The sequence below is a fragment of the Bacillus sp. FSL L8-0654 genome (assembly GCF_038629965.1).
Taxonomy (GTDB): domain Bacteria; phylum Bacillota; class Bacilli; order Bacillales; family Bacillaceae; genus Bacillus; species Bacillus safensis.
Window position 1 is genome coordinate 3705054 of the sequence record NZ_CP152026.1, and the last position, 16748, is coordinate 3721801.

A 16748-nucleotide genomic window follows, 5' to 3' on the forward strand; every position below is an offset into this window, starting at 1 on the left:
CGGGTTCTTTTCTACTTATGCCTGCTCTGTCACATGTACCTTTAACGTTGCTTGTACCTCTGGATGAAGCTTCACCGGTACATTTGTGTAACCTAATGCACGGATGGCGTCATTCAGCTCGATTTTACGCTTATCGAGTTTAATTTGATGATCTTTTTGCAATTTATCAGCGATTTGTTTGCTTGTAATCGAGCCAAACAAACGGCCGCCTTCACCTGATTTTGCAGTGAGTTCCACTGTTAACGCCTCAAGTGTTTCTTTTAATTGTTTTGCTTGTTCAAGCTCTTGGATGGCATTCTTTTTCTCTTTGTTTTTCTGCCCTTCCAATGCGCTTAGGTTCGTTGGAGTTGCTTCAACAGCTAACCCTTGTTTGATGAGAAAGTTGTGCGCGTATCCGTCAGCTACATTCTTGACTTCGCCTTTTTTTCCTTTGCCTTTTACGTCTTTTAGAAAGATGACTTTCATCTTTGAACCCCTCCTTCGAAATATTCGTCAATGGCAGCCTTTAATTTCCCTACCGCTTCTTCAATGGTTATACCATAAATCTGGGTAGCAGCGTTAGTCAAATGACCGCCGCCGTCTAATGCTTCCATAATAATTTGAACGTTGATATCCCCTAATGATCTAGCACTAATACATACTGTGTCGTCATCTCGTCTAGCGACAGCAAATGACGCTTCTACCTCACTCATTGACAACAGGGAATCCGCTGTCTGGGCAATCGTAATTTGATCATAATACTCCGACCTGTCAGATGGCAATGAAGCAATGGCCACCTGATTTTGATACAGTTCTGTATGCTGAATGAGTTTTGCTCGTTTGATGTAATGATCGACGGTTTCTTTTAAGAACTTTTGCACAAGGACAGGATCTGCTCCCTTTGCACGAAGGTAGGATGCTGCATCGAACGTTCTTGACCCCGTTCTCAGGGAGAAACTCTTCGTATCAACGATGATCCCAGCCAGAAGCGCAGTCGCCTCAATCATGTTAATCCGTAATTTCTTCGGCTGATACTCTAAAAGCTCTGTCACAAGCTCTGCTGTAGATGAAGCATACGGCTCCATATAAACAAGTAAAGGATCACGGATAAATTCCTCGCCGCGTCTATGATGGTCAATGACCACGACATTTTCAATCTTATTCAGCAGCCGTTCTTCCATAACGAGAGACGGTTTATGTGTATCCACGACGACAAGCAATGTATCATCCTTTGCAAGCTCCATTGCTTCCTCTGGGGTGATAAAACGTGACCAAAGCTCTTCATAATTTTTAATTTCACTAATTAAGCGTTGAACACTGTCGCCAATCTGATTGGCATCAATGACAATATAGCCTTCTTTTCCATTGGCCTGGGCGACCTTTAAAATCCCAATGGATGCACCGATCGAGTCCATGTCTGGGAACTTATGCCCCATGATCATGACATTGCCGCTTTCAGATACAATTTCTTTTAAAGCATGAGAAATGACCCGTGCGCGTACGCGTGTCCGTTTCTCCATTGGATTCGTTTTTCCACCGTAGAATTTCACTTTTCCATTCGGCTGTTTAATGGCGACCTGATCCCCGCCTCGTCCGAGGGCAAGGTCAAGACTCGACTGCGCAAGTGCTCCAAGCTCTTTTAAGGAAGGAACGGACGCACCGATCCCGATACTCAGAGTAAGCGTCGCACTATGTGCCCCTGTTTTCTCACGGACCTCGTCTAAAATGGAGAATTTTGACGCTTCAAGCTCAGCTAAAATGCTCTCATTTAGAACCGCCATAAATCGTTCAGACGAAATTCTCTTCAGGAAAATACCGTATTCTTGTGCCCAATTGTTGAGCAAAGACGTCACTTCACTATTAATCGCGCTGCGCACTTGATCATCAAGGCCCTGCGTGACATCGTCGTAGTTGTCTAAAAAGATATAAGATAACACCGTTCGTTCATTTTCGTACTGTCGTTCAATCTGCACCTGTTCCGTGACATCAAAGAAATATAAAAGGCGCTCTGACCGTTTAATAATGACTTTGAATTTCCGGTCATTCAGCGTCACATTCTCGGTCTCGACCTCTTGTTTAATAAGAGGCACAATAGACTCGAATGTATCGTACAAGGATCTGCCGACAAGTGTGCTCTCATGAAAGCACGAAGCGAGAAACGGATTGGTCCATTCGATATAATACTGGTCATTAAACAGCATAATACCAATTGGCATCTCCATTAATGCTTCTTCTCCAACCTTTTTGACTCGATAGGATAATGTTGAAATATATGAATCAATCTCTTTCTGCACTTGCGTATCTGCCCACTTTAAGAAGTAGAGCACACCTGCAAGGACGATAAGACCAACTGCTCCTATGATCCAATTGAAATAAAGGTTGAGGAGGACTGTGACCACCGCAAGAACAATTAACGCGAAGATCGGATACTTGATGACAGGTTTTCTATAGAAGCTTGGCACTGATATCAACTCCTCAACATTCAGAGTGAATTATTTGTTTTTTACTTTTTCTCTTAAATCAAAGCCTATGTCAGCAATCCCTATAATTCGCACAATCACACCGATTGGCGGAAAGAAAACCGTTAACACGACAGCGAAAATGGGTACCGCTTTTGAGATGTTTTTTTCGTGGCAATAATAGAAGAGAAAAGAAAATCCCTGAATAAGCACCAGTATAAATAAAATTTGAAACGCACTCGTTTGAACGAGCCATAAAAAGCTGCCTTTTTCCGTCTGAATCAGCATCAAAAGCAATGTGAGTAAATAATACCATACCATGCTTTTTGGCAGCCGCATATCCTTAAATTTCTTCAAGGACGGCATGTCTGAAACAAACCGTTTGAGCAAAGGCCGCGCGAACCAGTGATTCACAAAAGCCATCAGCGTCACCAAAATCAATAACGCTACAGGTAAAGCACTTAATGCCGTATCCTGCATCTCTTTAAACTGTTTGAGCTGTTTAGCTATGTCCTTTTCAGAAGCCCCGGATTGCTTTAAAACACTCTCTACCATCGGCATCATTTGCTCAATCGACTCTTTCGCAATATTCATAATATCGATTTGAAAGAGCTGGACACTGACAACAAAGGAGATGAGAATACTGAATAAATAAAGCAGCGCACCTGTAATGATGGCATTCCCAGGCTGCCTTCTGCTGTAGAAAACACCCATGCCCAATCCGACGGCAATTAAGATAGGTGCACTCATGAGTCCAGCCATAGACCCAATTAAAAAGCTGATCACTATGCCAATAGCGCCAGCAGCAATTCCTTTTTTCAAGCCGTGTCTGATTGTATAGAGGATGATCGGAATCGGAGCAGCTAGAAAGAAAATAATAGATAAAAGCGGCACATACAAATAAAACAGCATCATGACCGCAAAAATACTCATCATGATTGCGCCCTCTACTAACGCTTTTGTTTGTTTCACACCTTCACCTCTATCCAATCCTTTTGTCTATATCTTGCTCAATGTGTACTTCTATGTATACGTATGATGTCAGCTCCATCATGTCTTGCCCCAACCTTTATTTTACCATAGCGGTAAATCTCAAGTAAAATGCAGGCTGTCCTGGGAGCGTTTCACGTGGAACACCGATATGGAACCGCACATGCAAGTTTTCAAACAGCATGTTACAATTTTTTAGATTATTCTTAGCTATAAACCCTGAATTCAAGGTCAAAAGCTGTTAGAATAGAAACATCATCAATAAATGTAAGAAGGAGAATTCACATGGGAAAAACACTCGTATTCGGACACAAAAATCCTGACACAGACACGATTTGTTCTGCTATTGCTTACGCTGATCTGAAAAACAAAATCGGCGTTCAGGCAGAAGCCGTCAGACTTGGAGAAATCAATGGAGAAACACAATACGCATTAGATTTCTTTAAACAAGAAGCACCTCGTTTCATTGAAACGGCTGCAAATGAAACAAAGCAAGTCATTCTTGTCGATCATAACGAATTCCAGCAAAGTGTAAGCGATATTGATCAAGTACAAGTAACTGAGGTCATTGACCACCACCGTATTGCCAACTTTGAAACAAGTGAACCTCTTTACTATCGTGCAGAGCCTGTAGGCTGTACAGCAACGATCTTAAACAAAATGTATAAAGAAAACCAAGTGACGATTGAAAAAGAAATCGCTGGTTTGCTTTTATCTGCGATCATTTCTGATTCCTTATTATTCAAATCCCCAACATGCACACAGCAAGATATTGATGCTGCACATGAGCTTGCAAAAATCGCAGGGGTAGATCCAGAAGTTTACGGCCTAGATATGCTCAAAGCAGGCGCTGATCTAAGCCAAAAAACGGTTCAAGAATTAATTACACTTGATGCAAAAGAATTCGCACTAGGCAAAAGCAAAGTCGAAATTGCACAAGTCAATACAGTAGATATTGCTGAAGTGACAGCAAGACAGGCTGACATTGAAGCGAAAATCAATGAAGTCATTGCAGCAAAAGGTCTTGATCTATTTGTTTTAGTCATCACAGACATTTTGGAAAATGACTCCCTTGCTCTTGCACTCGGTGCTGAAGCAGCAAAAGTAGAAAAAGCATTTAACGTCACGCTTGAAAACAACACAGCTTTACTAAAAGGTGTTGTATCAAGAAAGAAACAAGTCGTACCTGCACTGACAGACGCACTTTCTTAATAAAACACGACAAGACTGCTGAATTGTTCAGCAGTCTTTTTTGTCTGTCTTCTTTTTAATGAATGTACGTATCACTCACGAGAATATCCTTTAGCACGCTTGTTGGAATCGTGAATTCAACAACACCCATGTAGCCAGGCGCGACATCATATTCATTAAAGGAAATCACAAGCTTCCCTTTTGAATTGATATAGAAGTTTTGATCCGGCTTAATTTTCTTAAATGGATCCGCCATATCTTGCTTGCCAATCCAATACATTTTGTTTGAATCCTCTTTCATCTGTTTCTTCATTTGTTCTTTAATATTTTCACTAATCACATCAATATAACGATCATCTTTAAACAGGCTTGGTAATGTAATGAGGACATGGTTTTTCTTATCAACCGTATCATATGTCATTTCCTCTGCCGCAGAAGCCTGAGTCGTCACCTTGTATCGGCCTAGTGAAAGGATTTGATCATTGTTCGTTCTCACTTCATAACCGCTCTCAACACTTAAATGACCATTTTTATAACCCTTTGTTTCCTTTTCAAAATCTTGATACAGCTTTTTGTTTTCAGCTAAATATTTTTGATTCAGGCTGTCTTGTAATGTTCCGTCCCCAAGTCCTGAAACGTGTGGTGTTTTAAGATCAATATTCGTTCCTTGATCGCTCTTTTTAAATTCTGTAAACGTCACGACTTTCACCAGCTCGCCAATGACAGGTACCTCTGAAATCGCTCTTGCTGCCTGTGGACTGACATTAACCGTTGTAACAAAAAGAGCAGCAGCCGCAACAAGTCCGATGGTCCATTGCTGAAAATGAGGTTTTTTATTTTTTCTTTTTAACGTTCGTTCAACCATCGCATCATATTCCGGTGGAATAGGGATTTCTAAATATTCATCTTTTAAATGTTCCAAATACTTATCCATTTAAATTTCCTCCTGTGATAATTCTACTTTTAAAAGCCGCAGCGCCTTATATAATCTTGTTTTAATGGTGTTTTCATTTTCATCGAGAATCTGGGCGATGTCCTCTAATTTTAAATCTTCAAAGAATCTCAAAATAATGATGACTCGATACATCTCAGGCAAATCCTCTATAGCCCGTTTGACGTCTTGATCCTCGTATACATCTGATTCTCCCTGTGATAAGAATTCAAGCGTATCATCATCTGTCACCTGCACCCGCTTCTTCTTTCGTAAAAAGTCTAGGGCAGTGTTCACCACGATCTTATAAAACCAGCTATGCATCTTGCTCGCATCCTCTAATCGGTGAACAGATTTGAGTGCTTTATGAATGGCCTCCTGAACAATATCCATAGCATCTTCTGGGTTTTTGACATAACTATAGGACAACCGATAAAAACTGTGTTTATGCTCCATGACGTAATCCGCAAATTGATCATCTATTTTTCGTTTCTTCATTTTACAAAGAGCTCCTTTATCTTAAATGCGCATCTGTTATTTCTTACATTGGATAGACGCGCGCCTTTTGAAAATAGTTTGCGCTCAGTTATTTTTTTAACATGTCAACGCATTTACGTTCCTATACAAAAAGAGCGAACCAGATGGGTTCACTCTTTCCAAGCGGATAGTGTTTGATGGACAAACTGTTTTAGTGGAGAAAGCGGATGAATAATAGGAACGCCTGTCTCCCGCTCCACCTGCTTTGCCGCACGAACCATCGAAAGCTGCATCACACAAATGTCTCTCCCTTTTTGCTTCATACATTTTCTCAGCTGCTCCTTGATTTGTTCATCATAGGCTTGCATATCACCGTTTAGGCAGAGATGAAAGACATCCTCCATCACAACCATTTCTACTTCAAGCTGTTTGCCCCGCTCTGTGGCATATGATTCAAGCCGATGCATCGTCCCTTCCACTGTATCTGGGTTGGAAAACACCAGTTGAAGAGGCCTTTGTTTCTCACAAATCAGCTCAAATAACGGTTCATCGATCGGAACAATCGGTTGTTTAAAGAGGTGCTGCTGATCACCCAAAGCGGCAATGTATTGTGTACACGTGAGCAGAATGAGATCGGCTTCACTTTCTTGCTTTAATCTGTTGATAGCATACGTTTGCTGCTGGTGTTGATCAAATGCAGGATCTTGTGTCGCGCGTTCTATAAATGATGAATCGACCGTGTGATGCAAATCAACATCTGTCTCACCAAAAGCATCTTCTATATATGACTGATTGGATGGATGGGCGTGAAGGCAGTGTAATCGAATCATCAGGCTCGCTCCTCGTGAAAGTTTTCAATCATTATATCAATCCTTGTATGAAATAGGGAGCAACATGACCATATTGTTAGGGAGATATTAAAGGAGGGATTCTAATTGAAAGAAGATCAACAGCCTAAATCATCTTCAGAGTCAGAAGAAACCTTAACGAATCGGCAAGGTCATCCCGTAACAGATAATCAAAATATGAGAACTGTTGGGAATAGAGGACCCACTACGCTTGAAAACTACGATTTCCTAGAAAAAATCAGTCATTTTGATCGTGAACGCATCCCTGAACGTGTTGTACACGCACGCGGTGCCGGAGCTCACGGTTATTTTGAAGCATACGGCACATTCGGGGATGAACCCATCTCCACCTATACGAGGGCAAAATTGTTTCAGGAAAAAGGGAAAAAGACACCTGTTTTCGTTCGTTTTTCTTCTGTGATTCACGGCGGTCATTCGCCAGAAACATTACGCGATCCGAGAGGGTTTGCGATTAAATTTTATACAGAGGAAGGCAACTGGGATCTCGTAGGGAACAACCTGAAAATTTTCTTTATTCGAGATGCTTTAAAGTTCCCTGATTTGGTTCATGCCTTTAAGCCTGATCCTGTCACCAATCGTCAGGACGGCGAGCGTATTTTTGATTTTGTCTCACAATCACCTGAGGCGACGCATATGGTGACATTTCTCTTTTCACCATGGGGCATCCCAGCTACATACCGGCACATGCAAGGCTCAGGTGTCCATGCGTACAAATGGGTCAACCATGAAGGAAAAGCGGTGCTGGTTAAATATCATTTTGAACCGAAACAAGGCATTCGCAACCTGACCCAAGAACAGGCGCAAGCGATTCAGGGAGAAAATTTTAACCATGCCACACAGGATTTATATGAAGCCATTGAGCAAGGAGATTATCCTGAATGGGAGGTATATGCACAGATCATGGAAGATGATGCCCACCCTCACCTCGACTTTGACCCGCTAGACCCGACAAAACTTTGGTACAAAGATGACTATCCATGGAAACCAATCGGACGGATGGTATTAAACAAAAATCCAGAAAACTATTTCGCAGAAGTCGAGCAGGTTGCCTTTGGGACTGGTGTACTCGTAGACGGTTTGGACTTCTCAGATGATAAATTGCTACAAGGCCGTACCTTCTCCTACTCTGACACGCAGCGATATCGTGTAGGGCCAAACTATTTACAGCTGCCGATCAATGCACCGAAAAAGCATGTCGCCACCAATCAGAGAGACGGGCAAATGGAATACCATGTCGATCAAGGCAAAGGCCAAAATCCCCATGTGAATTATGAGCCATCGATCCTCGGAGGATTAAAAGAAGCCAAACAGGATGGAAAGGATCATACGCCTTTTGTAGAAGGTGAAGTCAAACGGGAAGCCATTGACCGCCCGAACAACTTTGGACAAGCGGGAGAAACATATCGCCGTTTTAATGATTGGGAGCGTGAGGAACTGATTAAGAACTTAGTCAATACCCTTGCAACATGTCAAAAGGACATTCAAGACCAAATGATCGAAAACTTTACAAAAGCAGACCCTGATTACGGAAAGCGTGTTGCTGACGGCTTAAAAGCCTTTAAACAAGAGCAGCCAAGCGGACCTATCGGCTCTACAGGCGCTGCCGAAGCCGTGGACGAAGCCATCAACAACAGCACACCATCAGATCCTTATTAATGAAAAAAAGAATGCAGCGGCGAGGCTGCATTCTTTTTTTATACATCTATTAAGCGTTTTGACCTTTTTTGATCCATTCTGCCACATTGACTGTACGTTTTGCCTGATGTTTCACAGCTGCTTCTGCATCCTCTTGGATTTTTCCATTTTGGTCAACAGTGACACTTACGCCATAAGGGTTGCCCCCTGCACCGTATAAGGAATCATCTGTGTATCCAGGAGCGGCAATAATGGCTCCCCAGTGGAACATCGTCGTATATAGGCTGAGAACCGTCTGCTCCTGTCCGCCATTTGCGTTTTGAGCTGAAGTCATCGCGCTGACTGCTTTGTTTGCCAATTTACCTTGGAACCACAAGCCGCCTGTTGTATCTAAGAACTGCTTCATTTGAGCTGGCAGGTTACCGAAACGTGTCGGCATGCTAAAGATGATGGCATCTGCCCACTCTAAATCACTTAATTGAACCTCTGGCACATCCTTTGTTTCGTCTAAATGTGCTTTCCATGCTGGATTTGAAGCGACAACTGCTTCTGGTGCCAATTCAGCAACCTTTAATACTTTGACCTCTGCGCCAGCTTCTTTTGCTCCCGCTTCAGCCCATTTCGCCATCTGATAGTTTGTACCTGTTGAACTATAATAAATAATCGCTAATTTTACGTTTTCCATTTGTTCCAGCTCCTTTTGTTTGTTTTGCCCAAAAAGCTTCTGTAAAAATCCCACCTGTATTCCCCACCTTATTTAAAATTGACGACGATACCATAAAGCCGCAGCATCGACTTCTTCTCTTGTTAGCTGATGTCCGCGATTTTCCCAATGAAGTGTAACCGATGCACCTGCACCCTGCAGCAATTGCTCCAGCTCCTGTGATTCCTCTGGACGGCACATTGGGTCATTTTCACCTGCTGCTATAAAGACTTGTTTCCCCGCTAATGAAGGCAATGAAACTCCGCGTCTTGGAACCATTGGATGATGCAGGATGGCGCCTTTTAGGGCATCCCCATAATGGAATAACAAGCTTCCAGCAATGTTTGCCCCATTGGAATATCCGATAGCTACCACATTGTGACGATCAAATCCATATTCATCAGCTGCTTCGCCGATAAATGTATATAGTTCCTCAGTACGTTCAATCAAATCCTGTTCATCAAATACACCCTCTGCCAAACGTCTGAAAAAACGCGGCATGCCGTTTTCTAATACATTCCCTCTCACACTAAGAACAGATGCATCAGGATCTACTATATGTGCAAGCGGCAATAAATCTTCTTCCGTCCCGCCAGTTCCATGCAGTAATAACAGGACAGGTCTTTGTTCATTCTTTCCTTTTCGAAAAAGATGCTTCATCATGAATCTCCTTTCCCTTTAACTTCTCTCACTTCAATTGGCAGTACAATTTGTTCAATCTGACGGCGCTGCGCCTCATATTGCGGTGGCAGTTTCAATGCTTCACCCATTGTTTCCACTGATTCATCGTGTGCAAACCCTGGAGGATCAGTAGCGATCTCAAATAATATGCCGCCAAGCTCTCTAAAATAAATAGCATTAAAATAATTTCGATCTTGCACAGGTGTCACTTGATACCCGCTTTGTGCAATATGTCTTTGCCAATCTAATTGATCCTGATCATCTGTTGCTCTCCATGCAATATGGTGCACAACCCCAACACCCATACGTCCTCGTGGAACAGGCGTAATGTTCACATCAATCACATTGCCTATTTCACCAAACGAACGGAATCTCACATAGTCTCCTTCTTCGCCGACTCGTTCAAGTCCCATCGTTTGCTCTAGCAGCTGCATCGTTTGCTCCGGCTGTGATGTTAATAAAACAGCTCCGCCAAATCCTTTAATGGCTACATCTGGTGTGACACCATTAAATGTCCACTCGTTTTGCTTTCCTTCCGCACGCTCTACCAGCTCAATCAATAAGCCGTGTGGATCTTCAAATGAGAGAAAAGCTTCACCAAAACGTTCAACCGTTTCATAAGAGACATTAAACTGCTCAAGACGATCCTTCCAGAAAGAGAAAGAGCCTGTCGGTACGACATATGTCGTCACGCCCACTTGCCCTGCACCAATTTGACCTTTTTGCGCCCCCGGCCAAGGGAAAAACGTAATAATTGTCCCTGGAGAGCCGCCTTCATTTCCAAAATATAAATGGTATGTGCCCGGATCATCAAAATTCACGGTCTTCTTCACGAGACGAAGTCCTAAAACACCTGCATAAAAATCAACGTTCTCCTGAGGATGACCGACAATAGCTGTAATATGGTGAATTCCTTCTGTTTTTTTCACTTCTAATGACCTCCTAATCATGAAGTAATAAGCCTCTATTCATTATGTCTTTACTGACGTCTTTATATTATCTCGAATTCGAGATATTAGATCAAAAAAATATATTTATCTCGAATTAAGGATATGATGTTTTTAAGTAAATGTCAATGATTTTTGTTTTTCTTTTAAAAAGGCAGAGCTGTTTTGCATAAACAGCCCTGCTTTCCCTTGTTTATTGCAGCAACTTTTTCTTTTTTAAATAGGCCTTCGCTACCTGAAATGCATCCTTTCCCTTCACATTGACTTCATAATTCATTTCTCTCATCTCATCGTCTGTGATTTGACCCGCAAGCTTATTGAGAGAGGTCTCAATCTCAGGGAATTCAGTTAATGTCTCCTGCCTGAGCAGCGGTGCTCCTTGATATGGCGGGAAAACATGCTGATCATCATTAAGCACCTTTAATTTGTATTGTCTCAATTCACTGTCTGTCGAATACGCATCGACTAAATTGATATCTCCTTTTTGAATCGCTCGATACCGAAGCTTCGGCTCCATCGTCACAACATCGTCAAAGGAAAATTGATAAGCTTTTTGAATACCTCGATACCCATCCTGACGATCAGAAAACTCTAAGGTAAATCCAGCTTTTATACGGTTTTTGATCTTCCCTAGATCTGAAATATTGGTCACCTCATATTGATCAGCCAGTGACTGCGGCACGGCTAAAGCATACGTATTGTTGTATGCCATGGGCTCAAGAAGGCGGAGCTGAAAGGACGATTCCAATCCACGCCGCGCTTGCTCATACACTTTTCTTTTATCTGTGCTTTTTGCTGTTTCTTTGAGGAATTCAGAAATTGCTGTACCCGTAAACTCAGGATAAATATCAATATCACCAGAGCGTAAAGCCTGGAAAACAAAGGACGTCTTACCAAGACCGGGCTTCAGGTTCACTTGAATATCTGTATCCTGTTCAATTAAAAGCTTATACATCGAGATCAAAATCTCAGGCTCTGATCCTAACTTCCCGCCAATGGTGATTTCTTTCTTTTCTTGCTGAAACAGCACGGGGGCAGCGACAACTGCTCCTGCAATCAGAGCAAAAACAGTCACAGAGATCACAGTCTTTTTAAAGGAAATTTTCTCAAAGGTACGCAGCACCACATCAAATAATAGAGCGAGTAAGGCAGCTGGTATCGCGCCAATGACAATGAGCGACATATCATTTCGATCAATTCCCAGCAAGATTAAGCTTCCTAATCCCCCAGCCCCGATCAGTGCTGCCAGAGTGGCGGTCCCCACAATGAGTACCATCCCAGTTCGAATACCAGCCATGATGACTGGCATAGCAAGAGGAAGCTCCACCTTTAATAACCGTTTGCGATGATTCATCCCCATAGCAAGCGCCGCTTCTCTCAGAGAAGGATCAACCTCCTGAATGCCTGTATATGTATTTCTTAAAATAGGGAGTAGGGCATAGACCACAAGCGCAATAATCGCAGGTACTTGCCCAATCCCCACGAGAGGAATCAACAAGCCAAGAAGTGCGAGCGACGGAATCGTTTGTAAGACGGCCGTCACCCCGATGACCCACTCCGCTAGCTTTGGAACCCTCGTTAAATAGATACCTAATGGAATAGCAATCAAAATCGCTAAAAATAAAGCAATAAAAGAAATTTGAATATGCTCAAGTAAGGCATGTCCCAATTGTTCTTTGCGTTCCCATAACACACGGGTCCAATCATTCATGTGACTCGCCCCTCTCTTTAGGAGAATCAGCTAAATACTGAATCACTGCTTGACGATTCACTAGTCCAATCCGCTCTCCATTCTTTTCAACAGCCAATTCCTCGTGCTTTGCTAATTGAGACAAGACTTCATCCAGTGCGGCATCTGCTGAGACCGTCTCATAGGGTAAAAGAGCTTCGTGGGCCATCGGTTGTGCCAAGGTTTCCAGCTCAAAAGCTCGATGTCCCACATGGCGGGCAGCCCCTGAAACAAACTCCTGTACAAAGGCATTGGCTGGATGTTGAACCAATTCCTCAGGACGTCCGATCTGCACTACTTTTCCTTCATTCATCACACAAATCCGATCACCAAGCTTCATAGCTTCCTGCATATCATGCGTCACAAAAACAATGGTTTTTTGTATACGGCGCTGCAAATCAAGCAGATCATCCTGCAATTTCTCCCTCGTTAGTGGATCTAACGCACTGAAAGGTTCATCCATCAGGACAATCTCAGGATCAGCTGCAAGTGCACGTGCCACACCGACACGCTGCTGCTGTCCACCAGAGAGCTCTGCTGGCTTTCGATGTCGATACATAGCAGGATCAAGCCCGACCATCAACATGAGTTCATCGACACGCTGATTGGTCTCATTCCGGCTCCACTGTTTAAGCTCTGGCACCACAGCAATATTTTCTTCTATGGTCATATGAGGAAAAAGCGCAATTTGCTGCAAAACATAACCGATATCCCAGCGCAGCTCATACATATCATAATCACTTATTTTTTGACCCTTTATGTAAATCTCACCTTCTGTAGAAGAAATGAGACGATTGATCATTTTCAATGTTGTCGTTTTCCCGCTGCCACTAGGTCCAATCAATACAAAAAACTCACCTTTCTGAATCTCCAAATCAACGGATTGAACGGCATAGCGCTCATCAGAAAATTGCATTGATACCTTTTTAAATTCAATCATCTTCCCACGCCCTGACTGCAATTATTTTCTAGACTACCAATATGACAGATCAACCTCATATTTGTATAGAATAAACTGTCACTTTTACATACTTCCCCTCGGTTGACTGTCAGAAACAACCCTAGCAAAATAGATGAGATTCACAGTGAGGAAAATAAAAAAAGCGAAGAGCCCGGGGCTCTCCGCTTTTTAAGTCAACGACTTACTCACCAGTAACGTATGGAAGTAATGCCATTTGACGTGATCTTTTGATCGCTAAAGTCAATTTACGTTGATACTTAGCGCTAGTTCCTGTTACACGACGAGGTAAAATTTTACCACGCTCAGAAACAAACTTTCTAAGAAGATCAACATCTTTGTAATCGATGTGCGTGATACCGTTAGAAGTAAAGAAACATACTTTACGACGTTTCGCACGACCGCCTCTGCGTCCACCTGCCATTTGTTTTCACACCTTTCCTTTAGTCATTTTTTCAGATCAATTAGAATGGCAAATCATCATCGGAGATGTCAATCGGTTTACCATCGTTCGCAAATGGGTCATCATTAAAGCTATTTCCCTGATTACGATTTTGGTTGTTTTGATTGCCATATGGATTTTGACTTGGTTCATTTCCAAATGGATTCTGATCGTTTTGGCTACCGCCATAATACTGGCCTCCGCTATTGCCACCGCCGCTGTATCCACCTGAACCAGCACCGCCGCTCTTAGGCTCAAGAAATTGAACACTTTCAGCTTGAACCTCTGTCACGAAGACACGCTGTCCTTGCTGATTTTCATAGTTTCTTGTCTGCAAACGACCGTCTACACCGGCAAGACTTCCTTTTTTCAAGAAATTAGCCACGTTCTCGGCTTGTCTTCTCCAAGTAACACAGTTAATGAAATCGGCTTCACGCTCTCCAGATTGATTCGTAAACGTACGATTCACAGCTAGAGTAAACGTGGCTACAGCCGCACCATTAGGCGTGTAGCGAAGCTCAGGGTCTTTTGTTAGTCTTCCGACCAATACAACACGGTTTAGCATATTGAAAGACCACCTTTAAATATATATTTCAATGATTTATACTTCTTCTTTAACAACAATGTGGCGAATGATATCGTCACTGATCTTAGCTAAGCGGTCAAATTCTTGAACTGCTGCAGCGTCAGATTGAACGTTTACGATTTGGTAGAAACCGTCACGGAAATCGTTGATTTCGTATGCAAGACGACGTTTACCCCAATCCTTTGTTCCAGTGATCTCCGCACCGTTAGAAGTTAACACGTTATTGAAACGCTCGATAACTGCTTTTTTAGCCTCATCGTCAACTGTTGGGCGGATGATGTACATAACTTCGTACTTTCTCATCTGATTGCACCTCCTTTTGGTCTAAGCGGCCCTAAACGGGCAAGGAGCAATAAATTATATTACTCACAATTGTATATTATAACAAATCACTTGGCCTATGACAAGAACCTATACATTAAAACGGAAATGAATGACGTCTCCATCTTTCACTACATATTCTTTACCTTCTAGACGAACTTTTCCTGCTTCTTTAGCAGCAGACATGCTTCCGCCAGCTAGTAAATCCTCATACGCAACCGTTTCAGCACGAATAAATCCACGCTCGAAGTCTGTGTGAATGATTCCAGCACATTCTGGCGCTTTCATTCCTTTTTTAAATGTCCAAGCACGTACCTCTTGCTCACCTGCTGTGAAATACGTAGCTAATCCTAGAAGTGAATAAGATGCTCTAATTAGCTGATCAAGCCCTGACTCATTAATACCAAGCTCTTCAAGGAACATTTGCTTCTCTTCTCCTTCAAGCTCTGCAATTTCAGACTCGATCTTTGCACAAACGACGATGACTTCAGCGTTTTCACCAGAAGCAAACTCACGGATTTGCTGCACATATTCGTTGCCCTCATGATCCGCTACTTCATCCTCACTCACATTTGCTACATAAAGAACTGGTTTAGATGTGAGTAAATGAAGCTGTTTCACAAGCTTTTGCTGTTCATCTGTAAATTCTACAGATCTTGCCGATTTCCCAGCTTCAAATGCGTTCATTAGCTTCGACAAAATCTCAAATTCAGCTACTGCTTCCTTGTCCTTTTGTTTTGCGAGCTTACTCACACGAGCTAAACGCTTTTCAACTGTTTCTAAATCAGCCAAAATTAATTCTAGATTAATCGTTTCAATATCTGCTACAGGATCAACCTTACCAGCTACGTGTGTAATGTTATCGTCTGCAAAAGCTCTGACCACGTGACAAATCGCATCTACTTGACGAATATGAGAAAGGAATTTATTCCCTAAACCTTCACCTTTAGATGCACCTTTGACAATACCCGCAATATCAGTGAATTCGAAAGCAGTGGGAACTGTCTTTTTCGGCTGCACCAATTCTGTTAGCTTTTGTAAACGCTCGTCAGGAACTTCTACAATTCCGACGTTTGGATCAATGGTACAAAACGGATAGTTAGCAGACTCCGCTCCAGCCTGTGTAATTGCATTAAATAGCGTTGACTTCCCGACGTTAGGTAAGCCAACAATACCAGCTGTTAAAGCCATTCTTTCATCTCCTCTATATCAAACGTGCTCGTTATACTGCGTAATATGAACCTAGAGCAATTATAAGTAGGTTTACATGAAAAGACAAGCTAACCATCATGCATTTTCAATAGAAGAAACATCGTCAAAAAGAATAAATCAATGCTTCAAAACGAGAAATTGCACCTGGCTTTGTTTTAGAAAAGACAAATTTAATGAAAAAAGCATGAGGCCTACTTAAGCAGTTGGCTCCTCATGCTTGACGAGAATTTTCTTCATTTTTCGTTCAAAATCTCTTCTTGGGATCATCACGCTGTGTCCGCAGCCTTCACATTTAATACGGATATCCATGCCCAAACGAATGACCTTCCACCGATTGGCACCACATGGATGGGGCTTTTTCATTTCTACAACATCATGTAACCCAAACGCTTTGTCTGCCATCAGCCTTCACCTCTCCTTGCTCACTTCATTGAATCTATTGTACAAAAAAACGGTGATGAAGGGCAATGCACAAAACCAAGAGCCTCTTTCAATCGTTCATCCTATTCTTTTTTAGAGAAAAAACCCTTCTTTTAGATCATTTTATTTGTGACCAATAGTTACTTAAACTCCGTTTTTTTTCAATATTGTCACAAACACTGTAGGTCAAAAGGTTTTTATTGGTAGAACGCGGTGGT

The 16748-nt window shown here is 42.3% G+C and carries 18 protein-coding genes; 2 read left to right on the forward strand and 16 right to left on the reverse strand.

Annotated elements, in window-relative coordinates:
* Positions 1–15: 15 nt before the first annotated feature.
* From rplI to MHH65_RS19080, 3 genes are read right to left on the reverse strand one after another with little or no spacing between them, the layout of a single operon-like run.
* Positions 16–465 (reverse strand): 50S ribosomal protein L9, encoded by a 450-nt coding sequence (rplI, locus tag MHH65_RS19070; RefSeq protein WP_008359128.1) that lies wholly within the window; start codon positions 463–465, stop codon positions 16–18.
* Complete coding sequence (locus tag MHH65_RS19075) at positions 462–2441, reverse strand: DHH family phosphoesterase (RefSeq protein ID WP_046312571.1); 1980 nt, start codon at positions 2439–2441, stop codon at positions 462–464. The genes rplI and MHH65_RS19075 overlap by 4 nt, the downstream gene beginning before the upstream one ends.
* A 30-nt stretch (positions 2442–2471) precedes the next feature.
* On the reverse strand, positions 2472–3410 hold the full coding sequence (locus MHH65_RS19080; protein WP_335350974.1) for a YybS family protein: 939 nt from the start codon (positions 3408–3410) through the stop codon (positions 2472–2474).
* A 303-nt stretch (positions 3411–3713) separates the two neighbouring features.
* Here MHH65_RS19080 and MHH65_RS19085 point away from each other — a divergent pair, with 303 nt between their 5' ends.
* Positions 3714–4640 carry a manganese-dependent inorganic pyrophosphatase gene (locus MHH65_RS19085; protein WP_024424048.1) on the forward strand — a complete coding sequence of 309 codons (927 nt, stop codon included), beginning with the start codon at positions 3714–3716 and terminating at the stop codon, positions 4638–4640.
* A gap of 55 nt (positions 4641–4695) precedes the next feature.
* Here MHH65_RS19085 and MHH65_RS19090 read toward each other — a convergent pair whose 3' ends face one another.
* The 3 genes from MHH65_RS19090 to MHH65_RS19100 all read right to left on the reverse strand — a co-directional run bounded on the left by MHH65_RS19090 (position 4696) and on the right by MHH65_RS19100 (position 6857).
* Positions 4696–5553 carry a DUF3298 and DUF4163 domain-containing protein gene (locus MHH65_RS19090; RefSeq protein WP_041105852.1) on the reverse strand — a complete coding sequence of 286 codons (858 nt, stop codon included), beginning with the start codon at positions 5551–5553 and terminating at the stop codon, positions 4696–4698.
* Complete coding sequence (locus MHH65_RS19095) at positions 5554–6048, reverse strand: RNA polymerase sigma factor (RefSeq protein ID WP_251232315.1); 495 nt, start codon at positions 6046–6048, stop codon at positions 5554–5556.
* A gap of 149 nt (positions 6049–6197) precedes the next feature.
* Positions 6198–6857: an aspartate/glutamate racemase family protein gene (locus tag MHH65_RS19100; RefSeq protein WP_268414050.1), complete on the reverse strand. Its 660-nt coding sequence runs from the start codon at positions 6855–6857 to the stop codon at positions 6198–6200.
* Between the two features lie 105 nt (positions 6858–6962).
* Between MHH65_RS19100 and katX the strand changes: the two genes are divergently transcribed.
* On the forward strand, positions 6963–8552 hold the full coding sequence (gene katX, locus MHH65_RS19105; RefSeq protein ID WP_268414048.1) for a catalase KatX: 1590 nt from the start codon (positions 6963–6965) through the stop codon (positions 8550–8552).
* Between the two features lie 49 nt (positions 8553–8601).
* Here katX and wrbA read toward each other — a convergent pair whose 3' ends face one another.
* The 10 genes from wrbA to MHH65_RS19155 all read right to left on the reverse strand — a co-directional run bounded on the left by wrbA (position 8602) and on the right by MHH65_RS19155 (position 16512).
* Positions 8602–9216, reverse strand: a complete 615-nt coding sequence (wrbA, locus tag MHH65_RS19110; protein WP_034283654.1) for an NAD(P)H:quinone oxidoreductase — start codon at positions 9214–9216, stop codon at positions 8602–8604.
* 72 nt (positions 9217–9288) lie between these two features.
* Positions 9289–9897: an alpha/beta hydrolase gene (locus MHH65_RS19115; RefSeq protein ID WP_041105858.1), complete on the reverse strand. Its 609-nt coding sequence runs from the start codon at positions 9895–9897 to the stop codon at positions 9289–9291.
* Positions 9894–10865, reverse strand: a complete 972-nt coding sequence (locus MHH65_RS19120; protein WP_268414045.1) for a ring-cleaving dioxygenase — start codon at positions 10863–10865, stop codon at positions 9894–9896. The genes MHH65_RS19115 and MHH65_RS19120 overlap by 4 nt, the downstream gene beginning before the upstream one ends.
* A gap of 190 nt (positions 10866–11055) precedes the next feature.
* On the reverse strand, positions 11056–12573 hold the full coding sequence (gene opuFB / locus MHH65_RS19125; RefSeq protein WP_075621353.1) for an osmoprotectant update ABC transporter permease/substrate-binding subunit OpuFB: 1518 nt from the start codon (positions 12571–12573) through the stop codon (positions 11056–11058).
* Positions 12566–13531 carry an ABC transporter ATP-binding protein gene (locus MHH65_RS19130; protein ID WP_268414043.1) on the reverse strand — a complete coding sequence of 322 codons (966 nt, stop codon included), beginning with the start codon at positions 13529–13531 and terminating at the stop codon, positions 12566–12568. The genes opuFB and MHH65_RS19130 overlap by 8 nt, the downstream gene beginning before the upstream one ends.
* Before the next feature lie 202 nt (positions 13532–13733).
* Entirely contained in the window at positions 13734–13973 is a 240-nt protein-coding gene (gene rpsR / locus MHH65_RS19135) for a 30S ribosomal protein S18 (RefSeq protein ID WP_008359105.1), read from the reverse strand.
* Between the two features lie 40 nt (positions 13974–14013).
* Positions 14014–14556, reverse strand: coding sequence for a single-stranded DNA-binding protein SsbA (gene ssbA, locus MHH65_RS19140; protein ID WP_007497456.1), 543 nt, complete (start codon positions 14554–14556; stop codon positions 14014–14016).
* Positions 14557–14592: 36 nt separating this feature from the next.
* Entirely contained in the window at positions 14593–14880 is a 288-nt protein-coding gene (rpsF, locus tag MHH65_RS19145) for a 30S ribosomal protein S6 (RefSeq protein WP_024424058.1), read from the reverse strand.
* Between the two features lie 108 nt (positions 14881–14988).
* The gene (ychF, locus tag MHH65_RS19150; protein WP_024424059.1) at positions 14989–16089 is read right to left on the reverse strand and encodes a redox-regulated ATPase YchF; all 1101 of its coding nucleotides are present in this window, start codon (positions 16087–16089) and stop codon (positions 14989–14991) included.
* 216 nt (positions 16090–16305) lie between these two features.
* Positions 16306–16512: a DUF951 domain-containing protein gene (locus MHH65_RS19155; RefSeq protein ID WP_008347561.1), complete on the reverse strand. Its 207-nt coding sequence runs from the start codon at positions 16510–16512 to the stop codon at positions 16306–16308.
* Between the last annotated feature and the right edge of the window lie 236 nt (positions 16513–16748).